The sequence below is a fragment of the Flavobacterium sp. DSR2-3-3 genome (assembly GCF_049896585.1).
Taxonomy (GTDB): domain Bacteria; phylum Bacteroidota; class Bacteroidia; order Flavobacteriales; family Flavobacteriaceae; genus Flavobacterium.
Genome location: NZ_JAFCUP010000015.1, coordinates 21,914 through 47,497 on the forward strand (window position 1 = coordinate 21,914; position 25,584 = coordinate 47,497).

Genomic DNA, 25,584 nt, shown 5'->3' on the forward strand with positions numbered 1-25,584 from the left:
GATTTGTGAAGTCTAAAATATCACTTTCTGATGAAAAATAGGATAAAGATAGTTTCTTTTGGCACAAAGATTGACTCATTCAGCGTTATGCAGATTATGAAGATTAAACATTGCTTTTATCTAAAAAGAATATTTTGAAACCTTATATTTGCTTAAAGAATAAATTTTTTAATGACAAAAAGACTTAAATAATATATGTCAAATCATAAAATACTAACTATTGACAATCTGTCACTTCAAGAATTTGATTCGGAAGCAGATTTAATTCCACTTTTGACTCCCGAGGATGAGGAGGAAATGAATAATGAGGCATTACCGGAATTATTAACCATACTACCTTTGCGAAATATGGTTTTATTTCCCGGAGTTGTGATACCTATTACTGCGGGACGTGATAAATCAATAAAACTGATTAATGATGCTAATGCCGCTGGAAAAACTATTGGAGTTGTTGCTCAAATCAATGAGGAAGATGAAGATCCAACCAAAGATGATATTCATAAAATAGGTACTGTAGCCCGTATTTTGCGTGTGCTCAAAATGCCTGATGGTAATGTTACCGTAATTCTTCAAGGTAAAAAACGTTTCGAAATTGACTCTGTTATTGATGAAACACCATATATTACCGCGAAAATTAAGGAAGTTCCTGAAAAAAGACCTAAGAAAAATGATACTGAATTTGTAGCGATTCTGGATTCAATTAAAGAACTAGCCATTCAGATTATCAAAGAAAATCCTAACATTCCCAGTGAAGCTACTTTTGCTATTAAGAATATTGAAAGCCAATCGTTTTTAGTCAATTTTGTGACGTCTAATATGAATCTTTCTGTGAAAGAGAAGCAAGATTTATTAGCTATAAATGAATTGAAAGAAAGAGCTTTAGAGACGCTTCGTTACATGAATGTTGAGTTGCAAAAACTCGAGTTAAAAAATGATATTCAGTCTAAAGTCCGTTTTGATTTGGATCAACAACAACGTGAATATTTCCTCCATCAACAAATGAAAACCATTCAGGAAGAATTGGGTGGCGTTTCTCAGGAAGAGGAAATGGACGAAATGTTGCAGAAGTCTTTGACCAAAAAATGGGATGAGAAAACCAAAAAACATTTCGAAAAAGAAATGTCTAAAATGCGCCGCATGAATCCGCAAGCGCCAGATTTTGGAATTCAAAGAAACTATTTAGAGTTATTCTTAGAATTGCCTTGGAATGAATATTCTAAAGATAAATTCGATTTAAAAAGAGCACAGAAAATATTGGATAGAGATCATTTTGGTCTTGAAGATGTTAAGAAAAGAATGATAGAACATTTAGCAGTTTTAAAATTGCGAAATGATATGAAGTCTCCAATTATTTGTTTGACAGGACCTCCGGGAGTAGGAAAAACATCTATCGGACGTTCTATTGCAGAAGCTTTGGGTCGGAAATATGTTCGAATTTCTCTTGGTGGTTTACGTGATGAGGCGGAAATTCGAGGACACAGAAAAACGTACATTGGTGCCATGCCAGGGCGAATTATTCAAAGTTTGAAAAAAGCAGGAACATCAAATCCAGTCTTTGTTTTGGATGAAATTGATAAGTTATCAAATAGTAATCAAGGAGATCCATCGTCAGCATTACTGGAGGTTTTAGATCCAGAGCAAAACAATTCGTTTTATGACAACTTCCTTGAAATGGGATATGATTTATCTAAAGTGATGTTTATTGCGACGTCAAATAACATGGCAGCAATTCAACCAGCGTTGAAAGACAGAATGGAAATTATCAAAATGTCAGGTTATACGATTGAAGAAAAAGTAGAAATTGCACGCCAGCATTTGTTTCCAAGACAATTGAAAGAACACGGTTTAACGACAAAGGATTTAAGCATTGGTAAAAAACAATTAGAGAAAATTGTCGAAGGATACACTCGTGAATCGGGTGTTCGTGGTTTAGAAGCCAAAATTGCTCAAGTAATCCGTAACGCAGCAAAATCTGTTGCAATGGAAGAAGAGTATAACAAAAAAGTGACCGACGAAGATATCATAAAAACGCTTGGTGTACCAAGATTAGAAAGAGATAAATACGAGAACAACGATGTTGCCGGTGTGGTAACTGGTTTGGCTTGGACTTCTGTTGGTGGTGACATTCTGTTTATAGAATCGTTGCTTTCTCCGGGAAAAGGCAACATGACCATAACTGGAAATTTAGGAACGGTCATGAAAGAATCTGCAACCATTGCTTTAGAATATATTAAGGCAAATGCGAAACTTTTGGGGTTGGATTCAGAGATACTATTGAAATATAATATTCACTTACACGTTCCGGAAGGAGCCACTCCAAAAGACGGTCCAAGTGCCGGAATTGCAATGTTAACTTCATTAGTTTCGTTGTTTACACAAAAACGAGTGAAGAAAAACCTGGCGATGACAGGAGAAATCACGTTACGTGGAAAAGTGTTGCCAGTAGGCGGAATTAAAGAAAAAATTCTGGCAGCCAAAAGAGCCAACATTAAAGAAATCATTTTGTGTCACGAAAACAAAAGTGATATTGACGAAATAAAACCAGAATATCTGGAAGGACTTTCTTTTCATTATGTGAAAGAAATGAGCGAAGTATTAAAATTTGCTTTAACTGATCAGAAAGTTAAAAATGCAAAGGATTTGTAATCAATACAACTTCTAAATGTTAAAAATCCAACTTCCAAAACTTGATTTTCAAGAGATGGAATTTGGATTTTTTATTTGCGATTACGAGTTTCAAAGTTGCCATTTATTGTATTTATAATTTTATCTTCGCAGTTGCGTTTTTATTTTACACCAACTGCAATTTAGAGCATGTTAAAAAAACTTCTTCAATACTGTTTCCTCATCATTTGCGCTGTTTCTTACAGTCAGATAGGAGGGAAGTATACTTATCAGTTTTTAAACTTGGTCACGTCGCCAAGACAGGCAGCGTTGGGAGGAAAAGTAATTACGATTTATGATGATGACGTTAATCAGGTTCATTTTAATCCGGCAACTATAAATGCAGAAATGGATAACCATCTAGCTTTGAATTATGGAAGTTATTTCAAAGAAGTGACTTACGGAACAGCTTCTTACGCGTATACATACGACCGACATTTGCAAACTTTTCAGGCTGGAGTAAATTATGTCAACTATGGCAATTTTGAAGGATATGACGAAAATGGTCAGCCAACAGCAGAATTTACAGGAAGTGAAATAGCCCTTTCTTTTGGGTATGCTTACAACATTCCTTATACCGATATTCACATTGGAGCCAGTGCAAAACTGATTTCTTCCAGTTTAGAAACCTATCATTCTTTTGGAGGAGCTCTTGATATTGGTGCTTTGTATATTGATGAAAGAAACGATGTAAACTGGGGTTTAGCCATCAGAAACATTGGAACTCAATTTTCTACTTATAATGGTATTAACGAAAAGTTGCCACTCGAAATAATAGCTGGAGTTTCACAGGAATTAGAAAATGTGCCTGTTCGCTGGCATCTTACATTGGAGAATTTACAGCAGTGGAATATTGCTTTTTCAAATCCTGCACGATCGGAATCTTCATTTAATGCAGAATCCACCGAAGAAAAAGTATCTTTTGTGAATAATACTTTACGACACCTAATTGTAGGTGTTGAACTCTTCCCTAAAAAAGCATTTAACCTTCGAGTAGGGTATAATTTTAGAAGAGCGGAGGAATTACGGCTTTTAGAACAACGGAATTTCTCAGGAGTTTCATTGGGGTTTGGACTCAAATTAAATAAACTAAAGTTCAATTATTCGTATTCCAGATATACATTGGCCGGAAATACAAGCCTTTTTGGATTAACAATTAATTTTCAATAAGGATTTTGGTGTAACATAAAACATAAAATTAAAAATTTTGGATAAAATAATTACTATAGCCATTGACGGTTTCTCCTCAACAGGGAAAAGCACGTTGGCAAAACAACTAGCGAATCATTTAGGATTTATTTATGTTGATACGGGCGCGATGTATCGTGCAGTGACTTATTTTGCGATGCAAAACGGTTACATAAATGCGGATTCTTTTGATAAACAAACTTTAATTAATAGTCTGCCAAATATAAAATTGCAATTCAAATTCAATGTTGATTTGGGTTTCGCTGAAATGTATTTGAATGATGTCAATGTCGAAACCGAAATCAGAACGATTGAAGTGTCAAGCTTTGTGAGTAAAGTAGCCGAAGTTTCTGAGGTTCGTACCAAATTAGTGGAACAACAAAAAGAAATGGGAAAAGATAAAGGAATTGTAATGGATGGCAGAGATATTGGTACCGTAGTTTTTCCGGATGCCGAACTTAAAATTTTCATGACCGCTAGCGCAACTACAAGAGCAAAAAGACGTTATGATGAGTTGGTCGCAAAAGTTGACACTGTAACATTTGAAGAAGTTTTGGCAAATGTAGAGGAGCGTGATTACATTGATACGCATCGCGAAGATTCTCCTTTGGTTATGGCTGAAGATGCAATAGAAATTGATAATTCACATTTGAATCGTGAGGAACAATTTAAGCTTGTTTTAGAATTGGTTAATGAAATTACTAAAACGATATAATTATTTGCAGATCTCATTTTTAATAGTAGATTTACGCCTTGTAAATTTTTTAAAATAAAAAAAAATTCGTCTCATGGGAATTAAAAATAGATTGGTAATAATGAGTTTTCTTCAGTTTTTTGTTTGGGGAGCTTGGTTAATTACCATTGCGAATTACTGGTTTGGCACCAAGAATTGGGAAGGAACTCAGTTTGGGCTGGTTTTCGGAACAATGGGAATTGCTTCTTTATTTATGCCAACACTGACCGGAATTATCGCTGACAGATGGGTAAATGCTGAAAAATTATACGGAATTCTTCATATTTTATATGCTGCAGTTCTATTCTATATTCCACAAGTTTCCACTCCGGAAACTTTTATTTACATTATGCTTTTGGCAATGTGTTTTTACATGCCGACAATTGCCTTAAGCAATTCTATTTCTTACACCGCACTTAAACTTAATAATAAAGATGTTATTAAAGATTTTCCGCCCATCCGGGTTTGGGGAACAATTGGCTTTATTGTTGCGATGTGGATTACCAATTTAACGGGAAATAAAGCGACAGAGTATCAGTTTTACATCGCAGGTTTAGCGGCGATACTTTTGGGAATTTATTCTTTTACGTTACCAAAATGTAAACCGCAACGCTTGTCTAAAGAGAATGCTTCTGTGATGGAAACATTAGGATTAGAATCGTTTAAATTATTTGCAGATTATAAAATGGCTTTGTTTTTTGTTTTCTCCATGTTTTTGGGAGGCGCTTTACAATTAACAAATGCGTATGGAGATGTTTTCTTGGATGAATTCAAACATTTTCCAAAATATGCAGATTCTTTCGTTGTAGAGTATTCAACTATAATAATGTCAATTTCTCAAATTTCGGAGACTTTATTTATTCTCGCGATTCCTTTTTTTCTGAGACGTTTTGGTATCAAACAAGTGATGTTAATTAGTATGTTGGCTTGGGTATTGCGTTTTGGATTATTTGCTTACGGAAATCCAACAAGCGGATTATGGATGATTATCATGTCTTGCGTGGTTTACGGAATGGCCTTTGATTTCTTTAATATATCAGGATCATTATTTGTTGAAACCAATACAGATCCAAAAAATCGTTCTTCGGCACAAGGATTGTTTATGATGATGACCAATGGTTTTGGAGCGGTTTTAGGAAGTTTTACCTCCGGATGGGCTATTGATAAATACTTTACAAAATCATTTAATAATACTACAGATTTGGCTGGTTTTCTGGAAACAGAAACGACAAATTCAAAAATGTTGGAATTTGTTACTGGCCAAGGAAATACAATTACAGCCGATGGATTGTTCAGTAAAGCCATTTTTATGAAAGACTGGCATACGATTTGGCTGGCTTTTGCTATTTACGCATTGATAATTGCAGTTGCATTTGCTGTTTTATTCAAGCACAAACACAATCCTTTGGATGTTCAAAATGTAAGTCATTAAAAAGCGATAGAAAAATAAATAGAACCCGATAACTGAAAGATAGTTATCGGTTTTTTTTTATGCTGAAAAATACCGATTTAAGCTAACTAGCCCCGAGTGAAGCGGCATCCTTTTATAAAGCTTCCAGCCTTCAAAAGGCTTGAAGCTCTATAAAAGATATAGCGGAAAGCGGGAGCAGAGTTCCTAAAAACCACAAAATGTTCTGCTCCTAATAATCAATCGATTATCGCAACATAAATATTTTGCTAATTAATATAAATGTGTTACTTTTGCAGTCCTTTTGGTGAATAAGAGTTTCCTTTAGGGTTCAACTAATTATACAAACAACTTCTGTTGTTTTCTAGCACAGTAAGAAACTCGAGAGAATGCAGAATACAAATTTTTAATCAGCATGTCTGAACAAGTAAAATCACAAGAAGAGTTTTTAGCAAATTTTAACTGGCACAATTTCGAAGAAGGTATTGATGCTGTTGATGAGAAAAACTTATTAGAATTCGAAGAACTAGTTTCAAAAACATTTATCGCTACGGATCAAGAAGAAGTGGTTGATGGTACAGTTGTTAGAATTACAGATAGAGACGTTATCGTTGATATCAACGCAAAATCGGAAGGTGTTATTTCATTGAACGAATTCCGTTACAACCCAGCATTAAAAGTAGGTGATACTGTTGAGGTATTAATTGACATCCGTGAGGATAAAACAGGTCAATTAGTATTATCTCACAGAAAAGCACGTACTATCAAATCTTGGGATAGAGTTATTTCGGCTAACGAAACAGGAGAAATCGTTAATGGTTTTGTAAAATGCAGAACTAAAGGTGGTATGATCGTTGACGTTTTCGGAATTGAAGCGTTTTTACCAGGATCTCAAATTGATGTTAAGCCAATTAGAGACTACGATGTATATGTAAACAAAATGATGGAATTCAAAGTGGTAAAAATCAACCACGAATTCAAAAATGTTGTTGTTTCGCATAAAGCGCTTATTGAAGCGGATATCGAAATCCAGAAAAAAGAAATCATCGGTCAATTACAAAAAGGACAAGTATTAGAAGGTGTTGTTAAAAACATTACTTCTTATGGTGTCTTTATTGACTTAGGTGGAGTTGATGGATTAATTCACATTACTGACCTTTCTTGGAGTCGTATTAACCACCCAAGTGAAGTTCTTGAATTAGACCAAAAATTAAATGTTGTAATCCTTGATTTCGATGATGAGAAAACAAGAATTCAATTAGGATTGAAACAATTAAATGCTCACCCATGGGACGCTTTAGATGCTAACTTAAAAATTGGTGATAAAGTAAAAGGTAAAGTAGTTGTAATCGCTGATTACGGTGCTTTCATAGAAGTTGCTGAAGGTGTTGAAGGCTTAATCCACGTTTCTGAAATGTCTTGGTCTACTCATTTACGTTCTGCACAAGATTTCGTAAAAGTAGGTGATATTGTTGAAGCTGTTATCTTAACTTTAGATAGAGATGACCGTAAAATGTCATTAGGTATCAAACAATTGTCTCAAGATCCTTGGACTGATATTACTGCTAAATACCCAATAGGGTCTAAACACTCAGGTATCGTTAGAAACTTTACAAACTTTGGAATTTTTGTAGAATTAGAAGAAGGAATTGATGGATTAATTTACATCTCTGACTTGTCTTGGACTAAAAAAATCAAACATCCATCTGAATTTGTAAACGTTGGTGAAAAACTTGACGTAGTAGTATTAGAATTAGATGTTGAAGGACGTAAATTATCTTTAGGTCACAAACAAACTACCGCTAATCCTTGGGATCAGTATGAAGATTCTTTTGCAGTTGGAACTATCCACACAGGTGAAATTTCTGAAATTGTTGACAAAGGAGCTACTGTAGAATTCGGAGATGATATCGTTGCTTTCATTCCTACTCGTCACCTTGAAAAAGAAGACGGAAAGAAATTGAAAAAAGGAGAATCAGCTGATTTCAAAGTAATCGAATTCAATAAAGAATTCAAAAGAGTAGTTGCATCTCACACTGCTATCTTCCGTGAAGAAGAAGATAAAAATGTGAAATCAGTTTCTGAAAATACTTCATCTAACTCATCTACAAATGCACCAGCTGCAACTTTAGGTGACAACAATGATATGTTAGCTGCATTGAAAGCTAAAATGGAAAAATCAGAGAAAAAATAATTTCTTGAAATTTTTTGAATATAGAAAGCTCCGCAATTTGCGGAGCTTTTTTTGTTTAAAAACAAACGATCTCTTTTCGTTTAATTTTTATTGGAGCAGAACTTCCGACTTTCAAAAACAGTTGCTCCCGCTGTCCGAAGTATCTTTTTGGTGCGGAACTACTTTTGGAATCATAATGCGTATTTGTTTCCCGCGCTAAAAAGGATACTTTCTGCCATCGGGGCTATTCACGATTTTTAAGGTAATAAATTTATATGAAATAAAATATTTATATAATTGAATATCAGGTTTTAAAAAAATAGTTTCATTTTTTTAAAACCAAAAGTAATTATAGTGCGTAAATGCTTTTATATAACTTAAAAAAACAGATTTTATGAAAACTAGAAAATTTTTATCAATTGCATTTATGGCATTAGTATTTGGAGCAACTTCATTCGCTCAAAAAACAGTTATGGTTGGTGGAGCGGCTATGTATCCAACTAAAAATATTGTTGAAAATGCAATGAATTCGAAAGACCATACCACATTAGTTGCAGCAGTAAAAGCAGCGGGATTAGTAGAAACATTACAAAGTAAAGGACCATTCACCGTTTTTGCACCTACAAATGCAGCATTTAATAAATTACCAAAAGGAACAGTGGAAACATTATTGATGCCAGAGAACATGAAAATGTTGCAAACAATTCTTGCCTATCATGTTGTTGCAGGAAAAATGAATGCTTCAGATATAGCGAAAGCTATTAAAAAAGGAAAAGGAAAAGCAACACTGAAAACAGTGAGCGGTGGAACTTTAACAGCTTGGATGAAAGGGAAAGATTTATATATCTCCGATGAGAATATGAACAAAGCTAAAGTAACGATTGCTGATGTAAACCAATCAAATGGAGTGATTCATGTCATTGACGCAGTAGTTTTACCAAAAAAATAATTTTAGAGGTTGATATTTTGTTAGTCTTAAGAGCCCTGCATTTGTAGGGCTCTTTTGTTTTAAAAAAAATCCCGATTCTAATTTTAGAATCGGGATTTTCTCAAATATATAAACTGAACTTATCGTAAACTAGCTCCAAGTTCTGTTTCAAAATTCTTTTGCAGTTTGCTCATAATTTTGTCAATCTGAACATCCGTCAAAGTTTTTGAGGTGTCTTGTATAATGAAACTTAACGCGTAAGATTTTTTACCTTCGGGAAGATTCTGTCCTTCGTATACATCAAATAAATCGATATCTTTTAGTAATGATTTCTCGGTTTGACGGGCAATTTTATAAATGCTTTCATAAGTAACATTTTGATCTATCAGCAAGGCTAAATCTCTGCGAACTTCAGGGTATTTAGGAATCTCAGCATATTTAATTTTGGTAGCAATTTTCTTTAAAATTAAATCCCAATCAAAATCAGCATAAAATACTTCTTGTTTAATTCCAAAATGTTTTAAAATAGATTTTTTTACTACTCCTAATTCAACAATCTTTTGATTACCAATTTCAATAGCTATTCCCTCTGAAAATACATCAGATGTGACCGGTAAATTTTGTGTCTTTTCAATCCCTAATCTCGAAAGTATTCCAGATACATATCCTTTAAATAAAAAGAAATCGGACGTTTTTTGTACACTACTCCAGTTTTCTTGATTTCTGTTGCCAGAAAGAAATAAGCTCAAGTGCTTTTTTTCCTCGTAACCGGCAAGATAGTTATGGTATGTTTTTCCGAATTCAAATAATTTCAAATCAGCATTTTTGCGATTGATATTATAAGAAACTGCTTCCAGTCCTGAAAACAATAACGATTGACGCATTGTTGATAGATCTGCACTTAACGGATTAAGCATAGTGACGTTGTGAGATGGATTCAATTGCTCTGAAAGGGCAACATAAGAAGCCGTAGTCAGTGAATTTGCCATCATTTCATGGAATCCCTGTGAGTTTAATTGTGAGGCAATTGTGTTTTGAATTTTATAATCTTCATTTCTTGGCGCATTAAAAACTGTAGCATTAAGTTTTTTCGAAAAATTAATATTATTGTAACCATACACTCTCAAAATCTCCTCTATTACATCAATTTCTCGTTCTACATCCACACGATAATTAGGAATTGTCAATCCAAGTCCTGCATCAGAAACACTATTAACTTTAATGTCTAATGAAACTAAAATTTTCTTGATAATATCTTTTGGTAATTGCTGACCAATAATCTTATCAACATTACTGAAATTTAAAAACACATTAACATTTTCTAATTTTTTTGGATAAACATTAATTAAATCCGATGTAATTTCTCCGCCTGCCACTTCTTGAATCAATAAGGCAGCACGTTTTAAAGCATACTCCGTAATGGTTGGATCAATTCCTCTTTCAAAACGAAATGAGGCATCCGTATTCAATTGATGTCTTTTAGCCGTTTTTCGGATGCTTACGGGATTAAAATAGGCACTTTCCAAGAAAATGGAATTAGTATTTTCAGAAACTCCTGATTTTTTTCCGCCAAAAACACCAGCAATGCACAAAGGACCTTTTTCATCACAAATCATTAAATCTTCTTCATGTAAGGTTCTTTCAACGTCGTCTAGAGTAACAAATTTAGTTCCTGCAGGAAGAGTTTGCACTACTATTTTTCCGTTGATTTTTGCGGCATCAAATGCGTGAAGTGGCTGACCCAATTCATGCAAAACATAATTGGTAACATCTACAATATTATTTTTTGGATTTAATCCAATGGCTTTCAATCTGTTTTGTAACCAGGCCGGGGATGGTTTTACTTCTATTCCAGAAATAGTTACACCACAATAGCGGGGAGCAAGTTTGGGCTCTCTTAAATCAATATCAATTTTCAAAGTTCTTTTGTCAACTCTGAAATTACTGACTGATGGCGTAATCAGTTCCACACTAACGCCGCTTTGTAACATTCCTGCTCTCAAATCACGGGCAGTTCCCAAATGACTCATCGCATCTGCACGATTAGGGGTTAATCCAATTTCGAACACTTCATCATCCTCTATTTTGAAAACTGTTGCAGCAGGAGTTCCCGGTGTTAAAGAATCATCTAAAATCATAATTCCGTCATGGCTTTCTCCAAGACCTAATTCATCTTCGGCGCAAATCATTCCGTGACTTTCCTGACCACGAATTTTTCCTTTTTTTATTGAAAAAGCAACTCCTTCTTTGTCATATAATGTAGTTCCAATAGTAGCAACCGGCACTTTTTGCCCAGCGGCAACATTGCTGGCACCACATACAATCTGAACAGGAACGCCATTCCCTAAATCTACTGTAGTTATTTTCAATCTGTCGGCATCGGGATGTTGAATACAGGTAAGTACATGTCCTACAACGATGCCTTCTAATCCGCCTTTCACCGATTGGTATTTTTCAACAATTTCGACTTCCAGACCTAAATCGGTTAGCAATGCCGCTGTTTCTTCGGATTTCCAGTCTATTTTAATGAATTGTTTTAACCAGTTGTAAGATATTTTCATCTGTAAATTTTAATTAGATTACTTCGTCAGTTCGACTTTCGGTCTCAGGTGCAAATATAAGGATTGCAGGTTGGAGTAAAAAACAATTTTTTTTGTTTTTTATATGTGATTTGGGATATTAAGTACTTGTGAGAAATATTAAATTAACAACGTAAAACATAAATAAATATGAATTAAATAATAAAATTAGGTTAAAAAAACACAAATGAAAATTTAATGCTATTAGTTGGATGAATTATGCTATTCTGAGGAAAAATAGTAAACTAAATTTGGTAAAATATAAAAAAACAATAATATGGATAACGTAGTGCAAAGACCTGAATTTAAGGCAAAATATGATAATTATATTGGAGGAAAATTCGTCGCACCAGTCAAAGGTGAATACTTTGATGTATTTTCTCCAATTGATGGTAAAGTATTTACTCAAGCGGCACATTCAACCAAAGAAGATTTAGATTTTGCCGTTGATAAAGCATATGAAGCTTTTCAAACTTGGGGAAAAACATCTGTCACGGAGCGAAGTAATTTATTGAATAAAATTGCTCAGGTTATTGAAGATAATTTAGAATATCTTGCAACCGTTGAGACTATTGATAACGGAAAAGCTATTAGAGAAACTTTAGCGGCAGATATGCCATTAGTGGTTGATCACTTCAGGTATTTTGCGGGAGTAATTCGTGCAGAAGAAAGTTCAATAGCCGAATTAGATTCACAAACGGTTTCCATCGCATTAAGTGAGCCTTTAGGAGTTATTGCTCAAATAATTCCTTGGAATTTTCCAATCTTAATGGCCGTTTGGAAACTCGCTCCGGCATTAGCCGCAGGGAATACTGTAGTTTTAAAGCCAGCAGAAAGCACTCCAATTTCTATTTTGATATTAATGGAATTGATAGGAGATCTTCTTCCTCCTGGAGTTATCAATATTGTAAATGGTTTTGGCTCTGAACTTGGAAGAGCTTTGGTAACCAATAAAAAAGTGTCGAAAGCAGCTTTTACAGGTTCAACGCCAACTGGTCGTTTAGTGATGCAATATGCAACTGAAAACATTATTCCGGTAACATTAGAATTAGGCGGAAAATCTCCAAATATTTTCATGAAATCAGTTGGTGATGCTGACGATGATTTCTTTGATAAGGCCATTGAAGGAGCAGTAATGTTCGCTTTAAATCAAGGTGAAATTTGTACCTGTCCTTCTCGTTTATTAGTTCACGAAGATATTTATGATAAATTTATCGCCCGTGTGATCGAAAGAACAGAAGCAATTAAAATGGGAAATCCATTGGACAAAACAACGATGATGGGAGCGCAGACATCATTAGTTCAAAAAGAAAAAATTCTTTCTTACATTAAATTAGGAAAAGAAGAAGGTGCCGAATTGTTAACTGGTGGTGAAGAAAATCATTTAGAAGGAAATTTATCGGAAGGATATTACATCAAACCAACACTTTTCAAGGGACATAACAAAATGCGTATTTTCCAAGAAGAAATTTTTGGACCAGTTTTGGCGGTAACTACTTTCAAGACTACTGAAGAAGCGATTGCTATAGCAAATGATACGATGTATGGTCTGGGGGCCGGGCTTTGGACACGTGATGCACATGAAATTTATCAAGTTCCAAGAGCAATTCAAGCAGGTCGTGTTTGGATTAATCAATTCCATTCTTATCCTGCCGGAGCTCCTTTTGGAGGGTACAAACAATCAGGAATTGGTCGTGAAAATCACAAAATGATGTTAGGTCACTACCGTCAAACTAAAAATATGTTGATTTCTTACGATAAAAAGAAATTAGGTTTCTTTTAGTAGTTACAGATTTTCGTTAATAACTAACCTGACAGATTTTAAAATTTGTCAGGTTTTATTTTAAATAAAAAAAGATGACAAAAAGAATTGATGCCACAAAAAAAGCAACAGAATTAATCAAAATATTGCAGGAAAAACATGGTGATTTGATGTTTTATCAAGCGGGAGGTTGTTGCGAAGGAACGCAGCCACAATGTTTTGAAAAAGGAGGTTTTTACCAAAGATTGGGTGATGTTTGCATTGGTACAATCGAAAACACGGAGTTTTGGGTAGACAAGGATTTATTCGAATATTGGAAACACGCGCATTTTACTTTGGATGTAATTGATGCATTTGGCGTTGGGGGATTTTCCTTGGAAACACCATTGAAGAAAACATTCCGAATCGAATATCGCATTTTTACACCTGATGAAGAACTTTCACTGGAGCCTCTAACCTACATTGAATAAGAACTAGTTCACAAACAATAATTGATATTGTTTAGGAGTAATTCCTTCATGTTTTTTAAACAATCGAATAAAGTAATTACAATCTTCAAATCCGGATAAATAACAAACTTCATTGATTTGTATCGAAGGATTTTTGAGCAACAGTTTGGCACATCTTATTTTTTCGCCGATAACAAATTCGATAGGACTCATTCCTAATTCTTTTTTGAAAAAACGATAGAAGGAAGTAGTGCTCATACATGCTTTTTCGCTCAAATGTTTCATGCTGAAATTTTCTTTTAAATTCGACCGAATGAATTCGACTACGTGTGTAATAGGATTTTTTGGATCTGTAAATAATCCATCATCAATTGCTTTGGCAGTTTGTGTTTGAATAATCCGAATTAATAGCTCCTGTAACGTTAAGTCTGCCAGCGCATCTTTTGTAATTGACGTGCTCATGCATTCTTTGATTAACTTATTAATTGTTGTTGCTAATTCGATATTGTTATAAAAAAAGTAATTTTGGTAGTTCAATTGCCAGAATTGATTGTTTCCTTCTTTTGGATATCGCTCATTCAAAAACTGTAATGTATCCGTGATTTTAGTTTGTTCTATCGCCAAAGCCAAACATTGCGTAGGATTATTTTTTGAAGCTTCCGGAAAATCAATTTTCATTTCCACATTCGAGGGAATCACAACGGTTTCTCCAGGTAAGTAAACAAATCCCGGATCATCAAAAAGGTGCATTACTTTTTTACCACGTAACATGCTGGTCACCACAAAATCATTAAATTTTAAAGGAACTAAAGCAGAAAATTCATAAGTCTCAAAAAGATTCAATTCACAATGGTTCAACGAATAAACGGTTCTGTTTTCTACTAATGTTTTCAACGATTTCTCGTTAGATAAATGAGGAGGATTTATAAAAGCACGATTACTGTTCATAGTTTTAAACTTAAAGAAAGGTAAAATTTAAAATTAATGAAAATAATTTTAATCAAAGTGAAGTTTAACAAAATTTAAATTAATTCTTCTACATGTTTTTTAATGTTCTCCGCAATTTTATGCGTTGGTAAATCGTTCGCATCGCTTCCAAAAGGATCTTCAATTTCCTCCGCAATCAACTCTAAACTCGCCAAAACATAAAATATAAATACGACCACAGGAACTACATAATAGCCCAGACTAAAAGCATATCCAAAAGGCAAAGTCATTACATAAAAGAAGATAAATTTTTTAAGAAATGCACTGTATGAGTAAGGAATAGGCGTGTTTTTAATTCGTTCGCAAACACCACAAATATCAGTAAATGATTTTATTTCCTCGTTTAATATTATCAGTTGATCGCCAGTTATTTTCTTGGAGTCGTATAAATCATTAATCTTCTGAAATAACATCTTCGCTACTTGATTGGGCTTGTGTTTATGATGATCAATTTCTAAATCAACATTTTCAAACAATTGTTTACTGGTATCTTCATCGTTCAAATGTTTATGCAAAATGGAGGCATAACCGGGAATCATTTTTCGAAAGTATTTTCTATCTTTTTCATCATGCAAAATAATTGATAATTTAATGGCTAAATTACGGCTATTGTTGACTAATGCACCCCACATTTTACGACCCTCCCACCAACGATCATAAGCAGTATTGGTTCTGAAAACCAGTAATAATGAAATTACGAAACCAAGCATTCCGTGCATGATTGAAATGTTCTTTACATAACTATTGTCAGCTAATTTTAAGTATTCAACTTCTAAATAGCCTATAATTCCGGAATAAAGTCCAATAGCGAACATTATGGGCATTAATGTTCTAAAAGTGTCTGCTTTGTGAAAGCGGAAAATAAATGTAAACCAATCTTTTGTATTGTACGAAATCATTTAAGATACTATTTTTAACAAAAGTAAATTAAAAAATAAGATTTCCTGCCAATTCTCGTAAAGCGATTTCAGATAATTTTCCTTGGAATTGCGCATTGCTGTACCGCACTTTTGCGTTCACATAATTCAACTGTGCCGTTCTGAATTCTAAAGTAGTTATAGTTCCAATGCGGAATTTGTCTAATGTTATGTTCAAATTTTGTTTGGCGATTAGTTCATTTTTTTCTTCCAATGCAATCAATTCTAAATTTGTCAAATAGGTTTGATAAGAGGTCGCTAACTGTGAATTAATAGCTAAATTTTGCTGATCTATATTTAATTTGGAATTTTCAATTTGAATCTTGGCAATTTTTTCATTTCGATTTTGAGCAAACCCATCAAATAAATTCAGTGAAGCGCTGAAACCATAATTCAAACCTCTGGATTGTGATTGAGCCACAAACCCAAGACTGGATTGACTTTCTGAAAAATTATAGGCAGTATTTACGCGAACGTTAGGATAACGTGCCGCTTTTATTTGCTTCAATTCCAATTCAGCGACTCTCTTATTAATAATTTGCGCTTCTAATTGTGGATTTTGTTTTTCAGCTAAAGCTTTTAATTCTGGTAGTGATAATAAGGAATCTACTTTCAAAACATCAATTACTTGAAAATCCGTAGCAACATCTCTGGCTAACAGTTGGTTTAATAAAATCTTACTGTTCGCGTACAATTCTTTTTGTCTTAACAATGCTACCTGATCTGTATTCAAATCTACTTGGGCATTCAAAACTTCTAACTTTGAAGCTTTTCCGATGGTAAATCTGTTTTGGGCCAAAGTTAATCGCTGGTTTGAAATAACGATTGTTGTGTCCAAAGCAGCTAATTGTTGCTGCTGTTGTACCAAATCGTAATACGCAGCATTCACATCGCTGATTCTTGTGATTACGGTTAATTTTAATTGTGCTTCACCCAGTTTTTGCAATTCTTTCAACTGATCCATTCTGGCAAACATGCGCAAACCATCAAAAACGGTCCAATTTAATCCAACGCCATAGTTTAAACTATTATTTTTAGCATTGTCTAATTCAGTTTTTGTTCCGTCCTGACGTATTTGTGAACTGTTCTGAATACTGTTATTATCAACTACATTAGCTGAAACAGTTGGTAACATTCCTGCATTACCGATAGCTACATTTGTTTTTTGAATAGTCAAATTATTGGTTGCAATTTTTATTTCGTAATTGTTTTCCAAAGCAATTTTTACAGCGCTCTCTAGTGTCAGCACTTCCTGCGCATTAGCTGTCGCTACGCAGAAAAAGATTAATATAAAGCTTTGAAAAAGTATTTTAGTATGTGTCATAATTATATTTTTTTGACTTGGATCAATGATTTTCTATAAATCTCCTAAATCCGAATCATCACTGTTACATTAAAATTAATTGAAATCTTTTTCATATTCTTCAATATGATCAAATTCAGGATAATGTTTTCTAGCTCTTGACCACATCAAATACATCGCTGGAATAACAAATAATGTTAAAACTAAAGAGAAAATAGTACCACCAACAATCACAACTCCCATTCCAATTCTACTAGTTGAAGCCGCACCCAGAGACATAGCAATTGGTAACGCGCCTAATGAAATAGCCAGACTGGTCATTAAAATTGGTCGTAATCTCGCTTCCGATGCTTCTAATATTGCTTCTAATTTTGGTTTCCCTTGTTCTCGAAGCTGATTTGCAAATTCGACAATCAGGATTCCATTTTTGGTTACCAAACCAATAAGCATAACGGTTCCAATTTGGCTGAAAATATTCCAAGTCTGATCAAACAACCACAAGGAGAATAAAGCTCCAGCAACGGCCATTGGCACGGTCAAAATAATAATAAAAGGGTCAATAAAACTTTCAAATTGTGCCGCCAAAATCAAAAATATCAACAGTAAAGCCAATCCAAAGGCAAAAGCAGTATTCGAACTACTTTCGACAAAATCTCTGGATTCTCCACCTAAATCAGTGGTAAACGTATCGTCAAGAACTTTGGCTTTTATTTCATTCATGGCATCGATTCCATCGCTGATACTTTTGCCCGGTGCAAGACCAGCAGAGACGGTTGCCGCCATATAACGGTTATTGTGGTACAATTGTGGCGGATTACTTTTTTCTTCAATCGTCACCACGTTGTCCATTTGGATTAATTGTCCCATATTATTTTTAACAAACATAGAAGTTAAATCCAGTGGTTTTGAACGGTCTTTTTGATCGAATTGTCCAATAACCTGATATTGTTTTCCATTTCTCATGAAATAACCAAAACGCTGTCCGCTCAATGAAAGCTGCAACGTTTGTGCAATATCAATCACTGAAATTCCTAAACTTTCCGCTTTTTCTCTGTCAATGGTTACATTAATTTCTGGCTTGTTGAATTTTAAATTCACATCACTAACGGCGAAAGTCGGATTTTTAGCAACTTCATCCATGAAAACAGGAATTTTTTCTTCCAGTTTTTTAAAGTTTGGTGCTTGAATAATGTATTGAATTGGCAATCCACCTCTTCGATTTACGGCAATTGTTGGTTGCTCAATTACGGATGTTTTTGCGTCGGGATATTTCTTCGTCCATTTGGTAAGTTTCTCAGCAATTTCTTTTTGCGAATCGGTTCTTTCATTTGGTTGCACCAATGATACCCGAATAAAACCGCTGTTTACCGATGAAGATCCAAAACCTGGAGACGTAATTACCAGGGCTACCTTTTTGCCTGGAATCGAGTCATCAACCAATTTTGATACTTCCTGCATGAAGCGATCCGTGTATTCATAAGAAGAACCTTCGGGAGTGGACATACGAAGCACAAAACCACTGCGGTCGTCATATGGCGCTGTTTCTTTTTGCAAAAGATTGAAAAACAAATAAATTAATCCAAAACAAGCAATCAAAATAGGGAAACTTAACCATTTTTTCTTCATGAAACGGCTTAATGAACTCGCATAACCACTGTTTAGTTTTTGAAAATAAGGTTCAGTGCGAATGTAAAATTTTGATTTTTTTTGTTCGCCGCCTTTCATCAAATAAGCGTTTAACATTGGGGTTAATGTCAACGATACAAAAGCTGAAATCAATACCGCTGCGCCAATGACGACGCCAAATTCCCTAAAAAGGCGTCCTACAAATCCTTCGAGAAAAATTACAGGAAGAAAAACCGCTGCCAAAGTGATCGATATCGAAATTACCGCAAAGAATATTTCGTTAGATCCTTTGATGGCTGCCTCGATAGGCGTCATGCCTTCTTCTACTTTTTTGAAAATATTCTCTGTGACTACAATTCCATCATCAACCACAAGTCCTGTTGCCAAAACGATAGCTAATAAAGTCAATACATTTATAGAGAAACCAAAAAGCCACATGATAAAGAACGTAGCAATCAACGAAACTGGAATATCGATTAATGGTCTAAAAGCAATCGCCCAATCCCTAAAAAATAAATAGATAATTAGGATTACCAAAACAATAGAAATCCCTAATGTTTCCGCTACTTCAATTACTGATTTTTTTACAAAAATAGTATTGTCAATGGCGATATTTAGTTTGATATCTTTTGGTAAATCCTTTTTTAATTTTTCGAATTCCTTGTAAAAAGCAGTAGAAATATCTAAATAATTGGCTCCCGGAAGTGGCACAATAGCTACACCAACTAGTGGCGTTCCGGATTGTGTCATTTTGGTTTCTGTGTTTTCAGGTCCAAGACTTGCTACTCCAACATCGCTGAAACGCACTACTTTTTCGCCTTCGGTACGGATGATGATATTATTGAATTCTTCAGCAGTAGAAAGGTTTCCCACTGTTTTTACCGTTAATTCGGTATTGTCTCCCGTTAGTTTCCCCGAAGGTAATTCAACGTTTTGTTTGTTCAATGCATCTCTCACTTCCGATACCGTACAACCGTAAGAAGCCAGCTTTACAGGATCAATCCACAAACGCATAGCATATCTTTTTTGTCCCCAAATCTGAACACCACTTACTCCAGGAATAGTCTCCAGACGTTGTGAAATTACATTTTCAGCGTAATCACTAAGTTCTAACGCATTACGTGTATCACTTTGAACAGTCATCGAAATGATGGCATCACCATTTGCATCCGCTTTAGACACTACCGGCGGAGAATCAATATCCTGAGGAAGATTTCTAACAGCTTGCGATACTTTATCACGAACATCATTAGCAGCATCTTCCAGGTTTTTATCCAAATTAAACTCAATGGTAATGTTACTGCTCCCTTGCGCACTCGAAGAAGTTACGTTTCTAATCCCGTCAATGGAATTGATTGCTTTTTCAAGCGGTTCCGTAATTTGAGATTCGATGATGTCAGCATTAGCGCCTGCATAATTCGTACGAATCGAAACTTGTGCGGGATCAATCGAAGGAAATTCTCGAACGCCCAGAAAGGTGTAACCAATTAATCCAAACAAAACAATGGCTAAATTGATTACTATGGTGAATACAGGTCTTCTAATACTTGTTGTGGATAAACTCATTTTCTTTGAATTATGAGTTATAAATTATGAATTATGAGTATTGTATCAACCCATAATTTATAATCTATAACTTTTAAAATTATTTAATTTGAACTTTTACAGGCGTTTCATTTTTTAAGGACATAACACCACTCGTAATTACGGTATCACCGGATTTCAAACCAGAAAGTACCAGAATAGAAGCGTCTGTTCGTGTTGCGGTTTCTATCATCACTTCTTTAGCTTGACCATTGCTGGAGATGAAAACTTTTTTACCGTTTTGAACTGGAATTACAGCTTCCGTAGGGATCACGATAGCGTCTTTTATGATGTCTAAAGGCAATTCGACATCCGCAAATGTTCCCGGTAATAATTTGCCTCTGCTATTTTCAGCAATTGCACGAACCTGTAAAGTTCTGGTTGCTACTGCCACTTCTGGCTCGATAGCGTAAACTTTTGCGGTATATTTATCATCAGAACCTGCAACTTTGAAAGTTATGTAGGTGTTTGTTTTCACTTGGCTGGCGTATTTTTCAGGAATCGAAAAGGTAATTTTTAGTTTCCCTGTATTTACTAACTTTGCGACCAAAATCGCTGGAGTGATATAAGTTCCCGGTGAAATTGAACGCAATCCTATTCTTCCCGAGAATGGCGCTCTAACGGATGTTTTGGCGATTTGCGCTTTAATCAATTGACTTTGGGCTTGTGCTGATTTTAAATCAGCGCGCGCCAAATCATATTCTTCTTGACTGATGGCTTCTTTTTGCAGTAATAATTTAGCTCTTCTTTCGTTCTCCGAAGCCAGTCCTTCTCTGGTTGCCGTTTGTCTCAGTTGGGCTCTTAACTCTAAATCATTTACTTTAAAAAGCACTTGACCTTTGCTCACATTACTTCCTTCCTGAAAATAAATTCCTTCCACAATTCCCGAAACTTCACTTCGGATTTCGACTTGTTCATTGGCTTCAATAGAGCCGGAAAGAGATAAATTATTATCAAAAGTTTGTGGTGTTGCCACAATTCCGTTTACGCTGATCGATTTGCTTTGTGCTTTTGGATCTTTTGAATCTGCATTTTCGCTTTTATTTTCAGTGATTCTGTATCCAATAAATCCAAGGATTCCAATTGCTAGCAAGGCATAAACTACGTATTTAATTTTCATAGGTACGGTATAAAGTAGGATTAGGTTTCAGTAATTTTAGTTAAAAAACAAATTTAGGTTTTAGAAACGGGAATTATGATCTTGTTAATTTTTATTTAACGTTTGTACATACAAATATTAACAATTGATTAATGCTGCACGTACAAATTCACAAAACCCACTATAATTTGAACTTTTAGACTTCTAAAAACAGTAATGGTTTAATTAAGAATCTAAAAAAAGATGTTTTATGAGATAAAAAGTTCAGAAATAGCTTTTTGAAATATTTTAAAAATGTAAGTTTTTATAAATTTTACTACTATCATATGAGTAATTGCAAAAATAAATACAACAAACAAAGGGTCGATTGATAGCGTTTTAATTAAAATTTGAAAGATGAATTAGGAATTGTAAATTACAGTATATCAATTTTTAAAATAAACTTACATTTCTTATTATGTTAAAAAAATGCGCAACACAAACTAATCTAACTAATATAATTCCAAATATTTTTCTTTTTGGTCATTTCAATAAAAACTGCTCTCAAAGCAGCATGTTCGGGTTTTTGCATCCCTGAATCTTCCTTTAATAATTTCAAAGCATAATTTCTGGCTAAAGCCAAAGTATCTCTGTCACGAACTAAGTCGGCAATTTGAAGATTTAAAACGCCACTTTGTTGGGTTCCCATTAGATCTCCAGGACCACGAAGCTTCAAATCTACTTCGGCAATTTCAAAACCATCGTTTGTCTGTACCATCGTTTCCATTCGGGTTTTACTATCGGAACTCAATTTTTGGCTCGTCATCAGGATGCAATAACTTTGTTCCGCACCACGACCCACACGACCGCGAAGCTGATGCAGTTGCGATAATCCAAAACGTTCCGCACTTTCAATAATCATTACACTGGCGTTTGGAACATTCACGCCGACTTCAATTACGGTTGTGGCAACCATAATATTGGTTTTCCCCTCTGAAAAACGTTTCATTTCGGCATCTTTATCGGCTGGTTTCATCTTTCCATGAAGAATGGAAATAGAATATTGAGGTAACGGAAAATCTCTGGAAACACTTTCGTAACCGTCCATTAAATCCTTGAAATCCATTTTTTCCGATTCTTGAATCAAGGGATACACAATGTAAATTTGTCTTCCTAAAGCGATTTCGTCGCGAAGGAATTTCCAAACCTTCAAACGGTTGCTGTCAAAACGATGAACCGTCTGAATTGGCTTTCGTCCGGGAGGCAGTTCATCAATAACTGAAATGTCTAAATCACCATACAAACTCATCGCCAAAGTTCTGGGAATAGGCGTGGCGGTCATCACCAAAACGTGTGGCGGAATTACATTTTTCTTCCACAATTTAGAGCGTTGCTCTACTCCAAAACGGTGTTGTTCATCAATCACGGCCAGTCCTAAATTCTTAAATTTTACTTTATCTTCCAGTAAAGCATGGGTTCCGATAAGGATGTTTAACGTGCCTTTTTCCAGTTCTTCATGGATAATTCTGCGTTGTGCTACTTTGGTGGAACCCGTTAGGATTCTAATATTTATATTTAAAGTTTCGGCTAATTCAGATAAGCCAACAAAATGCTGGTTTGCCAAGATTTCCGTGGGCGCCATCAAGCAGGCTTGGAATCCATTATCAAGCGCCAAAAGCATGCTCATAAAAGCGACAATTGTTTTCCCGGAACCTACATCGCCTTGCAACAATCGGTTCATTTGGGCGTTGCTACCCATGTCGGTTCGGATTTCCTTTATTACTCTTTTTTGGGCATTGGTCAATAGAAAAGGCAGATGATTCTGATAGAAATCATTGAAATTTTCGCCTACTGTGGTAAATGGATGTCCTTTTATTTTGTGTTTCCGAATGAGATTTTTCGTGATCAATTGCAACTGGATAAAGAACAATTCTTCGAATATTAATCGGAATTTGGCTTTCGCCAGAACGTCAGCGCTTTTTGGAAAATGAATGTTGAATAAAGCTGCTTTTTTAGGAATTAGTTTTAGTTCGTTGATCAAATAATCCGGCAAAGTTTCCGTGAACAGCGCTTGTGTTTCCAGAAACAATTGTTCCATCAGTTTATTTATCACCCTGTTAGAAATCCCGCGATTCGTCAAGGTTTCTGTCGAAGGATAAACGGGTTGCATAGCCGAACGCAGACTTTTTTCATGCTCGCTTAACAATTCAATTTCCGGATGCGCCATATTGAAAGTACTGCCAAAAGAAGTGCATTTCCCGAAAATGACACAGATTTCGTTAAGCTTTAAACTTTCCCGAATCCATTTGTGACCTTGAAACCAAACGAGTTCCATTTGTCCCGTATCATCCACAAAAGTCGCTACCAATCGTTTTTGATTTTTGCCAAATTCAACGGTTTTGATATTGATGATTTTACCAATAATCTGAACTTCGGCACTATTGTTTTGCAGTTCATTAATTTTATAATACCGTGTTCTGTCAATGTATCTGTTTGGAAAAAAATTAACCAAATCCACATACTTATAAATTCCCAATTCCTTACGCAGCAATTCGCCCCGATTGGGACCAACGCCTTTAAGATATTCGATAGGAGTGAGTAGGAGGTTTTGCATTTAGATTTTTTTGGACACGGATAAAACGGATTTGCAAAAGCAAAAACGCTGATTGAAACGGATTTTTAATTTGATGGAGCGAAGATAGTTTTTTGTTTGGAAATTTGGAAATGGGAACGCTTGGAAATGGAGTAGGAAAATTTGTATATTTGAAATTTGCATTGGGTTATTACACTACAATAAAATTATGAAAAACCTTGAAATAACAGAAATGTTCAGAAATAATACTGATGATAAATTAAATATTTATTTATCAACTTTGTTGGCAAAATGCAAAGACATTGAGAAAGAAAATAATCTAACAGCTCTTATAATGCTAATTCTAATTCTACTTTTTTATATGGCGGACATTTCGCAGACAGAAAGTATACAAATTGGTCCTGTGTCCATTAAAGATATAAATTCCATAAAGGTTTTTATTCCTTTAGTCTTTGCTTTTTTGATATTTAGATATATTTTAATAAGTGCTCATAAAGCAGAATTACATAAAATAATTAAAGTATTTACTAAAGATTTTTTCAACTTTAATGATTTAAGACAAGATGATCCTTTACATATGGACGATTTTACGAGAACAATTCTTCCCTTTTCTATTTATGTGGAACTTGGAAATTTAAGTTATAAAGGAAAATCAAAATTTGGATGTTTTGGAGCTATTCTAATTATTCCAATAAGCGGTCTTGCATTAGTTCCTTTTATTCTAGAGTTTATATGGATTAAGAAATTTATTATAGATTTTTCAACATTAAATTTTACACAAAAAATATCTGTTATTTTAAGCATTTGGATTTTAGCAATATCACTTTATTATTTTGTACATAATATGATTATTGCGGTTAAAGAAAATAACTAAATCTTGATTGTTATAATTTTTTCTTGCTTCAAGTTATGTTTAACAATAAGAATTCCCTCCAAACACAATATCTTCGCAAAAACAAAACACCCTAAAAATGACAACTCATCTCGCATTGCTCCGTGGCATCAATGTTTCCGGTCACAGTATGATAAAAATGGAGGCGCTAAAAACGACTTTGGAAGCCATTGGTTTTCAAAATGTGCAAACGTACATTCAATCCGGAAATGTTTTTGTGGATACGGAGGAGGAAAATCCTGCGGCTGTTGGTTTCAAGATAAAGCAGGAAATTTTCAAGGCTTTTGGTCATGAAGTACCGGTTGTGGTGATTGGTTCCGCAGATTTAGAAGCGTGTTTCAAGAACAATCCTTTCTTGAAGGAAAAAGATTTTGACAGCAAGAAGTTGTATGTGGCTTTTATTTCAACCACGTTGCAAAGCACCAGTATGAATGATTTGAAAATTAGCCAATTCAAACCGGATGAAGCCAGTATTGATGCCAGTAGAATTTTTATAAAATATGCTGTTGGCGCCGGAAAAACGCGATTCGACCAAAAATACATCGAGAAGAAACTAAATGTTACCGCAACAATCCGCAATTGGAATACAGTGACGCAATTGCTGAAAATGTACGAAGAAAGATAGTAAAATAGAGACCTTAAGTTACTTACGACCGCTAATTCGCTAATTATAAATGGTATCGTCCATCTTAAATTTGCAAATTAGCGTTTTTTTAATTG

Annotated in this window: 17 protein-coding genes; 10 read left to right on the forward strand and 7 right to left on the reverse strand. The window is 34.7% G+C overall.

What is annotated here, in order from left to right:
• The first annotated feature begins 195 nt into the window (after positions 1-195).
• The 6 genes from lon (at position 196) to ACP7AQ_RS15055 (ending at position 9,115) form a co-directional block, all read left to right on the forward strand.
• Positions 196-2,646 carry an endopeptidase La gene (lon, locus tag ACP7AQ_RS15030; RefSeq protein WP_426096035.1) on the forward strand — a complete coding sequence of 817 codons (2,451 nt, stop codon included), beginning with the start codon at positions 196-198 and terminating at the stop codon, positions 2,644-2,646.
• A gap of 168 nt (positions 2,647-2,814) precedes the next feature.
• Positions 2,815-3,834 carry a type IX secretion system protein PorQ gene (gene porQ, locus ACP7AQ_RS15035; protein WP_426096036.1) on the forward strand — a complete coding sequence of 340 codons (1,020 nt, stop codon included), beginning with the start codon at positions 2,815-2,817 and terminating at the stop codon, positions 3,832-3,834.
• 37 nt (positions 3,835-3,871) lie between these two features.
• Positions 3,872-4,567 carry a (d)CMP kinase gene (gene cmk, locus ACP7AQ_RS15040; RefSeq protein WP_426096037.1) on the forward strand — a complete coding sequence of 232 codons (696 nt, stop codon included), beginning with the start codon at positions 3,872-3,874 and terminating at the stop codon, positions 4,565-4,567.
• A 73-nt stretch (positions 4,568-4,640) separates the two neighbouring features.
• On the forward strand, positions 4,641-6,017 hold the full coding sequence (locus tag ACP7AQ_RS15045) for a nucleoside permease (protein WP_426091124.1): 1,377 nt from the start codon (positions 4,641-4,643) through the stop codon (positions 6,015-6,017).
• 391 nt (positions 6,018-6,408) lie between these two features.
• Positions 6,409-8,187: a 30S ribosomal protein S1 gene (rpsA, locus tag ACP7AQ_RS15050; RefSeq protein ID WP_426096038.1), complete on the forward strand. Its 1,779-nt coding sequence runs from the start codon at positions 6,409-6,411 to the stop codon at positions 8,185-8,187.
• 373 nt (positions 8,188-8,560) lie between these two features.
• Positions 8,561-9,115 carry a fasciclin domain-containing protein gene (locus tag ACP7AQ_RS15055; protein ID WP_426096039.1) on the forward strand — a complete coding sequence of 185 codons (555 nt, stop codon included), beginning with the start codon at positions 8,561-8,563 and terminating at the stop codon, positions 9,113-9,115.
• Positions 9,116-9,234: 119 nt separating this feature from the next.
• Here the strand turns inward: ACP7AQ_RS15055 and pheT are convergent, their stop codons facing one another.
• Entirely contained in the window at positions 9,235-11,655 is a 2,421-nt protein-coding gene (gene pheT, locus ACP7AQ_RS15060) for a phenylalanine--tRNA ligase subunit beta (protein ID WP_426096040.1), read from the reverse strand.
• A 295-nt stretch (positions 11,656-11,950) separates the two neighbouring features.
• Here pheT and ACP7AQ_RS15065 point away from each other — a divergent pair, with 295 nt between their 5' ends.
• Both ACP7AQ_RS15065 and ACP7AQ_RS15070 read left to right on the forward strand, forming a co-directional pair.
• A complete protein-coding gene (locus ACP7AQ_RS15065; protein WP_426096041.1) occupies positions 11,951-13,456 on the forward strand; it encodes an aldehyde dehydrogenase family protein in 1,506 nt (501 codons plus the stop codon).
• A gap of 74 nt (positions 13,457-13,530) precedes the next feature.
• Positions 13,531-13,905, forward strand: coding sequence for a DUF779 domain-containing protein (locus ACP7AQ_RS15070; protein WP_426096042.1), 375 nt, complete (start codon positions 13,531-13,533; stop codon positions 13,903-13,905).
• A gap of 3 nt (positions 13,906-13,908) precedes the next feature.
• Here ACP7AQ_RS15070 and ACP7AQ_RS15075 read toward each other — a convergent pair whose 3' ends face one another.
• From ACP7AQ_RS15075 to recG, 6 genes are all read right to left on the reverse strand, one after another.
• Positions 13,909-14,832, reverse strand: a complete 924-nt coding sequence (locus ACP7AQ_RS15075; protein ID WP_426096043.1) for an AraC family transcriptional regulator — start codon at positions 14,830-14,832, stop codon at positions 13,909-13,911.
• Between the two features lie 74 nt (positions 14,833-14,906).
• Positions 14,907-15,770, reverse strand: coding sequence for a bestrophin family protein (locus tag ACP7AQ_RS15080; RefSeq protein WP_426096044.1), 864 nt, complete (start codon positions 15,768-15,770; stop codon positions 14,907-14,909).
• A 28-nt stretch (positions 15,771-15,798) separates the two neighbouring features.
• The gene (locus ACP7AQ_RS15085; protein WP_426096045.1) at positions 15,799-17,112 is read right to left on the reverse strand and encodes a TolC family protein; all 1,314 of its coding nucleotides are present in this window, start codon (positions 17,110-17,112) and stop codon (positions 15,799-15,801) included.
• Between the two features lie 75 nt (positions 17,113-17,187).
• Positions 17,188-20,283 (reverse strand): efflux RND transporter permease subunit, encoded by a 3,096-nt coding sequence (locus ACP7AQ_RS15090; RefSeq protein ID WP_426091132.1) that lies wholly within the window; start codon positions 20,281-20,283, stop codon positions 17,188-17,190.
• Between the two features lie 79 nt (positions 20,284-20,362).
• Positions 20,363-21,421 (reverse strand): efflux RND transporter periplasmic adaptor subunit, encoded by a 1,059-nt coding sequence (locus ACP7AQ_RS15095; RefSeq protein WP_426096046.1) that lies wholly within the window; start codon positions 21,419-21,421, stop codon positions 20,363-20,365.
• A gap of 466 nt (positions 21,422-21,887) precedes the next feature.
• The gene (gene recG, locus ACP7AQ_RS15100; protein WP_426096047.1) at positions 21,888-23,993 is read right to left on the reverse strand and encodes an ATP-dependent DNA helicase RecG; all 2,106 of its coding nucleotides are present in this window, start codon (positions 23,991-23,993) and stop codon (positions 21,888-21,890) included.
• Between the two features lie 187 nt (positions 23,994-24,180).
• Between recG and ACP7AQ_RS15105 the strand changes: the two genes are divergently transcribed.
• Positions 24,181-24,846 carry a hypothetical protein gene (locus ACP7AQ_RS15105; protein WP_426096048.1) on the forward strand — a complete coding sequence of 222 codons (666 nt, stop codon included), beginning with the start codon at positions 24,181-24,183 and terminating at the stop codon, positions 24,844-24,846.
• A 97-nt stretch (positions 24,847-24,943) separates the two neighbouring features.
• Positions 24,944-25,489, forward strand: a complete 546-nt coding sequence (locus ACP7AQ_RS15110; RefSeq protein ID WP_426096049.1) for a DUF1697 domain-containing protein — start codon at positions 24,944-24,946, stop codon at positions 25,487-25,489.
• Positions 25,490-25,584 lie beyond the last annotated feature (95 nt).